Here is a 6935-nt window from a genome sequence, read left to right on the forward strand (position 1 = left end):
AGCGCTTGCAACGCGACCTCCTGCGCTTCGCGTTGACGCGGCGCTGGCTGTTCGATCCCGCCGTGCGTCTCGGCCGCGCGCTGCACGGCACGCTGCCGACAAACCTGCGCGCCAAGATTTCACCATTGCGCGACGCGGGCACGTGGCCACAGACGGTGCAGGCGCGCAAAGTATTACTTCTCAACGGCTGCGTGCAGCCCGCGCTGATGCCGAGCATCGATGCGGCGACGGCGCGCGTGCTCGATGCCTGCGGCGTCGAGGCGGGCGTCGCACCAAACTCCGGTTGCTGCGGCGCACTCGACTTCCATCTCGACACACATGCCGTCGCGCAGGCGCGCGCGCGCCGCAACATCGATGCGTGGCTGCCGCATCTAGACGCGGGCGTCGAAGCGATCGTGATCAACGCCTCGGGTTGCAGCGCGATGGTCAAGGAGTACGCGCACCTGCTGCGCGACGATGTGGCTTATCAGGACAAGGCGCAGCGCATCGTCGCCGCCACGCGTGATCTCGCCGAATATTTGCCGCCGCTGCTCGAATCGCTTGGCGCGCACACACGAACCGCGTTACCCGACTCGCTGCGCCGCGTCGCCTTCCATCCGCCGTGTACGTTGCAACACGCGCAGAAAATCACCGGGGCGGTCGAGGCGACCCTGGCCGTGCTCGGCGCCGAGCTCGTGCCATTCGTCGAGACGCATCTGTGCTGCGGCTCGGCCGGCACCTATTCAATCCTGCAGCCGGAATTCTCGCAGCGCCTGCGCGCCCGCAAGCTGGACAACCTGCAACGCGGCCGGCCCGCGATGATCCTGTCGGCCAACATCGGTTGCCTCGCCCATCTGGAAACCGCCGCGCAGATTCCGGTCCGGCACTGGATCGAGTGGGTCGATGCCGTGCTGGCGCGGCGGAGCTGAATCCGCTTTACACTCGAAACGTCCTGAACATTTCGAGTGCATGATGCCCCCAACTCCGATTCGCGTCGGCCTGATCGGCTACGGCTATGCCGGCAAGACCTTCCACGCGCCACTGATCGCAGCGACACCGGGATTGCAGCTCGCCTGCGTCGCGTCAAGCGACGCGGCCAAGGTGCACGCCGACTGGCCGCAGGTCGAGGTCGTCGCCGACGCGCCGACGCTGATCGCGCGCGACGATATCGATCTCGTCGTCATCGCCACGCCGAACGAGACGCATGCGCCGCTTGCGCGCACCGCGTTGCGTGCCGGCAAGCACGTCGTCGTCGACAAACCGTTCGCACTCGATCTCGACGAGGCACGTGACCTGATCGCGACGGCGAAGGAAAACGATCGCTTGCTCTCGGTGTTCCACAACCGCCGCTGGGACAGCGATTTCCTCGGCGTGAAACAAGCGATCGCCGACGGCCTCATCGGCCGCGTCGTGCATTTCGAATCGCATATCGACCGCTTCCGCCCCGAGGTACGCGCACGCTGGCGCGAAGGCGCGGGACGCGGCGCCGGACTATGGTTCGACCTCGGTCCGCACCTGATCGACCAGGCGCTGCAACTGTTCGGCCTGCCACAGCGCGTGCAGGCGAACTTCGCGCGGCAGCGTGAAGGCGCACTCAGCGACGACTGGGCGCACGTCGTGCTCGACTACCGCGACGGCCTGCGCGTGATCCTGCACGCGAGCATGCTCGTCGCCGGCGGCAGCCCACGCTTCGTCGTCCACGGCGAGCGCGGCAGCCTGATCAAGCGCGACACCGATCACCAGGAAGCACAGCTCAAGGCCGGCCTCACACCCGGCGCCGACGGTTGGGGTGCCGATCCCGACGCGATGCAGCTTTACGACGGCACATCGACACCGCGCGGCATTCCGACATCGCGCGGCGACCAGCGCGAGTACTACCTCGGCATCGAACGCGCGCTGCACGGGCTCGGGCCCATTCCGGTCACTGCGGAGGAAGCGTTCGCCGTGATGCACGTGCTCGAAGCCGCGCAGCATTCGGCACGCGAGCGCAGCTCCGTGGCGCTTCCCGCGCTTACTCCGGGCTAACGTCCGCGCTGCTAGCGTGTGCAAGCCGTTCGTGGTTTTTCCGGTCGTCTTGCCCGTCATGCAAATTTTTTCCGCTGCATTCGTTTTGTTCGCCGCCGTGTCCGTCGCGCATGCGGCGCCGGTGGCGAGTGAGCACATCGAGGTCGAACTGGTCAGCGAAAACTCCGCGCTCGTGCCGGGGCAGACCGCGCATCTCGGTTTACGGCTGAAGCATGAGCCAGGCTGGCACACGTATTGGACCAACCCGGGCGATTCGGGTCTGCCGACGAAGTTGAGCTGGACGCTGCCGCGAGGTTTCAGCGCAGGCGAGATCGCGTGGCCGGCGCCGACGCGGTTCAAGGTCGATGACCTGTACAACTTCGGTTACACGGGCGAGGTCGTGCTGCCGGTTGCGCTTGCGGTGCCGGCTAACGCCACGACGGGTTCGAATGTGGCGCTCGCGGTCGAAGCGAAATGGCTGGTCTGCCACGAAGTCTGCGTGCCCGGCAAGGCGCAGCTGAAACTCGATGTGCCCGTGGCGACGAAGGCACTTGCCGATCCACGCTACGGACTGGCGTTCGCGCAGGCGCGGCTGAGCACACCGTTGGCAACGCTGCCGGCACGCGCGCGCATCGCGGGCGAGCACGTCACGGTGACACTTGCCACGCCTGGCCTGAGCTTCGTTCCGGACGATGCCCTCGCTGCGCAAAAACAGATCGTCGCGAGCACGCCGCCAAGGATTACGCGCCAGGGCGAAACCTTGATCGTGGATTTTGCCAAAAGCGAATATTTCACCGGCGAACCTGCGGGTTTCGATCTCGTACTCACTTCTCGCGCGGCGAACGAGCCGGTATGGCAAGGCCGCGCCGTGTTCTCGAACAAGAACGCCGTCAACTCCCCAGCGCCACGCTAACCGGAGGTCATCATGTCACTACGCAGGTTCGCATTCGTCGCCGCTGCTGCACTGTGTCCGATCAGCGCTTTCGCCGCGGTGGCGATCGGCACTGCCGCACCCGATTTCTCGCTGACCGATAGCAAGGGCAAGACCGAGACCCTGTCGCAATACAAGGGCAAAACCGTCGTGCTCGAATGGAACAATCCCGGCTGTCCGTTCGTGCAGAAGCACTATTCGAGCGGCAACATCCCGAAGCAGCAGGCCGACGCAACGAAGGACGGCGTGGTCTGGCTGACGATCAACTCGGGCGCAGCCGGCAAGCAGGGCCATCTTGACGGCGCGGGCGCGCAGGCATTCATCGCGCAATACCACGCCGCGCCGAGCGCCTACCTGTTCGATGCCGACGGCAAGGTCGGCCGTCTGTACGGCGCGAGGACGACGCCACACATGTACGTGATCGATGCCGGCGGCACGCTGCGCTACATGGGCGGCATCGATTCGATCGCGAGCACGGACAAGGAAGACCTTGCCAAGGCGACGCAGTACGTGCCGCAGGCACTCGCGGAATTGAAAGCTGGCAAGCCGGTCAGCGTAGCGACGTCGGAACCGTACGGCTGCAGCGTGAAGTACGGTTCATAGCACGAACCACGACCGTGGTCGCGTGCGCAACGCACGCGACGCGCTCAGGACTCGGCTTCGGCGGGCACCACCGTGGCAAGTGGTGACGGCGCGGGGGCAGGTGCGACGCGTGCGACCCAGACGATGCCGAACACGGTCAGCGCCGCCGCGATCCAGCCGTTCACGCCATAGCCGACGATCGTGCCGCTCGCGCCGGTGCCGAGCAAGAGGCCGCCGACCCACGAACCCAGGCCCACGCCTAGCGACTGCATCGCGGTCGCTATGCTCATGAACGCACCGCGCTGCTGCGGTTCGGGCACTGTCGTCATCAACGCCTGCATCGGGATGAAGCGGCCCGATGCCGCGACCATGAAGAACGGGAAAAAGGCGACGATCGCGGCGAACGACAGCGCAGGCAAATGGGTGACGAACAGAAACGGCAGGATCGAGAACGCAGCGACCCAACGGAACACGCGCACTTTGCCGTGGCGGTCGGCGAGCTTGCCGATCGCACGCGCCGTGAACAGCGTGGCGATACCGCCGGCGACATAGATCCACGCGATCTGGTCCGGCGCGATGCCGAGGTTCGCGACCAGCACCGGCGAGATGAACGGGATCACGATCATGTTCGAGGCGACCATGGACAAGGTCAGCGCGAACGCGCGCAGGTGCGCGGGCTTGGCGATCAGGCGCAGCAGGTTGGGCAGCACCTGCGCCAGCGGCGGCGGTGTCTTCGCCAGATGCGCGGTCAGCGAAGGCACGAGGCGCATCGCCGCGAACCAGATCGCGACGCAGAGCACCGTGAGCAGAACGAACGCGGCCTGCCAGCCGAAGTGCGCGCCGAGCAGGACGCCGGCTGGCACGCCGGCGATCGAGGCGAGCGAGAACGACGTCATCACCACGCCCATCGCCGCGCCGCGACGCGATTCGGGAATCACATCGCCGATCACGGCGAGGACCATCGGCCCGAGCACGCCGCCGGTCACGCCGGCGAACGCGCGCGCGAGCAGCAGCAGATGGAAGTTCGAAGCGAGCGCGCAGCCGAGATTGGACAGCGCGAACAGGCCGAATACGACGAGCAGCAGGCGACGGCGGTCGAAGCGATCGATATAGGTCGCGGCGAACAGGCCGGTCAGGCCCGAGCACCAGGCGTAGGCCGACACCGCGGCGGCGAAGCCGGCCGGGCCGATCGAAAACGCCTGCATGATCTGCGGGCCGAGCGGCATCATGACCATGAAATCCATGATGACGGTGAACTGGATCAGCGCGAGCAACCAGAGCAGGCCGCGTTCGCGCGCGGGCGCGAGCAGGCCCGGCTGCACGGCCTTCGATGTTTGAGTATTCATGTGTTGTTCTATTTGTTGGGTCAGAGGAGTTTGCGGATCTCAACCGCGGCACGTTCGAGGATCGCGACGATCTTCTTCGCCTGTTCCTCGCTGAAACCATCCTGCGCATGTGCGCGCAGCATGTCCTTGATGTCGTGCACCGACGCGCGGATCGCGTTGACGCCGCCGCGGTCGTTGGCACAGCCCGCGTCCATGCGCGCGAACACCGCATCGACGAAGGCGCGGTTCTGCCTGAGGAAGGCGCGGCCTTCGGGCGTGATCCTGTGCAGTTTCTTGTTGCCATCCGCGCTTGCCTCGACGTGGCCGAGATCTTCGAGCAGTGCGAGCAACGGATAGATCGCGCCGGGACTCGGCGCATAGCCGCCGCCGACGCGCTCCTCGATCTCCTTGATGATCTCGTAACCGTGGCGCGGCCGTTCGGCGATCAGTTGCAGCACGATATAGCGCAACGAGCCGGCATCGAACATCTTCGGCCCGCGCGCATACCCGCCACCGCCGTGACGGTCGTGCAATCGCCCTTGCAGGCGCTTGCGGAAGCGGTATGGGGAGAACATCGTCAGGCTATCAGATATATCGAATTAAGATATATCTTAATGATGGCGATGTTGCTTTGCAAGCGGTTTCTGCGCGTAGGTCCTGTTCGTGCAAAAAAAGCATGGTCGCCAACATGCAGGTTGTACGAACGCGCATGTCGGCGAAACACTAGTTCGACGGCAACGGCAAGGTCAGCCGCCGGTACGGCGCGAAGACTTCGCCGCACCGGTGCGCGATCGAGGCCGCGGCGATGCGCGCGCAGTCGCGCGCTTTTGCTGCGCAGCCTCAGCTGCCGAGACGCTTCCAGCCGCTGACCGGTACATCGCCATTCGCGCGCGGAGGCACCTTGTAGCTCAGTAAGTCGCCGCTGAGTTCGTACTTGCGCACCTGCGTCGTATTCTCCCAGTTCGGATACGTCGCGCCCTCGATGTGGAACGCCAATGTACCGGCAGCCACATCGATGTTGACCGTGCCGAAGTGCGAGCTCGTGCCGAGCGCGGCGGCGCGGAACTCTTCCGCCGTGCCTTTGCTTTTGTCGCCGGCCGCGAACTTCGGCCTCGTCGTATCGAAAATCAGCAACGAGTAGTGGCCGCTGCGGTCGATCTGCAGCAGACCCTTGGGCGCATCGCCGTAGTCGTGGCCGCGCGTGCCATCCGCATGCAGCACATCGGCATAGACCAAGGTCCAGGTGCCTTCGAGCGGCCGTGGCGCAGGCATTTCGGCCGGCACTGCGGAACCGGCGAGAGGCAGTCCGAGCAAAGCGAGTGGGATGAAGCGTGAATGTTTCTTCATGGGTAATCCTTCGCCGTAGCGAGCGTTGTTGCGACGGCGACCAGTCTAGGCAACGGCCTAAAATAATGAAATCCTATGACTGGTATTTCATTGATATCCATTTGTTATGAATAAGCAACATCGCCTACTCGACCTGGATGCGGTCAAGGCCTTCGTCTTGACCGCCGAGCTGCAAAGCTTCACGCGCGCCGCCAACCTGCTGGCCACCAGCCAGGCGGCGGTCAGCCTCAAGTTGCGGCGACTCGAGACACAACTCGGGCGCCGCCTGCTCGAACGCACGCCGCGGCAGGTGCGCCTGTCGGCCGACGGCGCGATCTTCCTCGATGCCGCGCGCGAGCTCGTCGGCGCGCACGACCGCGCGGTCGCTTCATTCTCGGCCGAGACCCGCGGCCTCGCGATCGGCATCAGCCAGCACCTGATCGGCGCGCGCCTGCCGTCGCTGCTGCGGCAACTGAATGCCCACGATCCCAAGCTACGGATCGATCTGCGCGTCGCAGGCTCGGGCGAACTGCTGCAGGCGCTGCGTGCGGACACGCTCGATGCGGCGATCGTGCTGCAGAACGACAAGGCGCGCGGCGGCGAAGCACTGTACGCCGAGCCGTTCCGCTGGATCGGTGCCGTGGATTGGCGACCACGCAGTGGCGAGCCATTGCCGTTGTCCACCCAGGGTGAAGCATGCGCGGTGCGCCGCGACGCAGTGCGCGCACTCGACGCGGCCGGCATTGCCTGGACCGAAGCGTTCATCGGCCAAGGCGCCGCCTGCGTCG

At 65.5% G+C, this 6935-nt stretch carries 8 protein-coding genes; 5 read left to right on the forward strand and 3 right to left on the reverse strand.

What is annotated here, in order from left to right:
• The 4 genes from glcF to VF497_RS11030 all read left to right on the forward strand — a co-directional run.
• On the forward strand, positions 1-908 hold a 908-nt coding region (gene glcF / locus VF497_RS11015; protein WP_330888616.1), incomplete at its 5' end, for a glycolate oxidase subunit GlcF.
• 43 nt (positions 909-951) lie between these two features.
• A complete protein-coding gene (locus VF497_RS11020) occupies positions 952-2004 on the forward strand; it encodes an oxidoreductase (RefSeq protein WP_330888618.1) in 1053 nt (350 codons plus the stop codon).
• A gap of 97 nt (positions 2005-2101) precedes the next feature.
• The gene (locus VF497_RS11025; RefSeq protein ID WP_330888620.1) at positions 2102-2896 is read left to right on the forward strand and encodes a protein-disulfide reductase DsbD domain-containing protein; all 795 of its coding nucleotides are present in this window, start codon (positions 2102-2104) and stop codon (positions 2894-2896) included.
• 12 nt (positions 2897-2908) lie between these two features.
• Complete coding sequence (locus tag VF497_RS11030) at positions 2909-3517, forward strand: redoxin domain-containing protein (RefSeq protein ID WP_330888622.1); 609 nt, start codon at positions 2909-2911, stop codon at positions 3515-3517.
• A gap of 44 nt (positions 3518-3561) precedes the next feature.
• On the opposite strand, the gene VF497_RS11035 is transcribed toward VF497_RS11030, so the two are convergent.
• The 3 genes from VF497_RS11035 to VF497_RS11045 form a co-directional block, all read right to left on the reverse strand.
• On the reverse strand, positions 3562-4842 hold the full coding sequence (locus VF497_RS11035) for an MFS transporter (RefSeq protein WP_330888624.1): 1281 nt from the start codon (positions 4840-4842) through the stop codon (positions 3562-3564).
• A 20-nt stretch (positions 4843-4862) separates the two neighbouring features.
• A complete protein-coding gene (locus VF497_RS11040) occupies positions 4863-5396 on the reverse strand; it encodes a PadR family transcriptional regulator (RefSeq protein ID WP_330888626.1) in 534 nt (177 codons plus the stop codon).
• Positions 5397-5661: 265 nt separating this feature from the next.
• A complete protein-coding gene (locus tag VF497_RS11045) occupies positions 5662-6168 on the reverse strand; it encodes a lipocalin-like domain-containing protein (protein WP_330888628.1) in 507 nt (168 codons plus the stop codon).
• A gap of 106 nt (positions 6169-6274) precedes the next feature.
• Here VF497_RS11045 and VF497_RS11050 point away from each other — a divergent pair.
• Positions 6275-6935, forward strand: a 661-nt coding sequence (locus VF497_RS11050) for a LysR family transcriptional regulator (protein ID WP_330888630.1), incomplete at its 3' end; no start/stop codon positions are given.

The sequence above is a fragment of the Rudaea sp. genome, from assembly GCF_036383415.1.
Taxonomy (GTDB): domain Bacteria; phylum Pseudomonadota; class Gammaproteobacteria; order Xanthomonadales; family Rhodanobacteraceae; genus Rudaea.

Bases quoted from the DNA above. Each gene is read 5' to 3' on its own strand.
- VF497_RS11020 (WP_330888618.1), top strand. From the start codon at position 952: ATGCCCCCAACTCCGATTCGCGTCGGCCTGATCGGCTACGGCTATGCC.
- VF497_RS11030 (WP_330888622.1), top strand. From the start codon at position 2,909: ATGTCACTACGCAGGTTCGCATTCGTCGCCGCTGCTGCACTGTGTCCG.
- VF497_RS11035 (WP_330888624.1), bottom strand. From the start codon at position 4,842: ATGAATACTCAAACATCGAAGGCCGTGCAGCCGGGCCTGCTCGCGCCC.
- VF497_RS11040 (WP_330888626.1), bottom strand. From the start codon at position 5,396: ATGTTCTCCCCATACCGCTTCCGCAAGCGCCTGCAAGGGCGATTGCAC.
- VF497_RS11045 (WP_330888628.1), bottom strand. From the start codon at position 6,168: ATGAAGAAACATTCACGCTTCATCCCACTCGCTTTGCTCGGACTGCCT.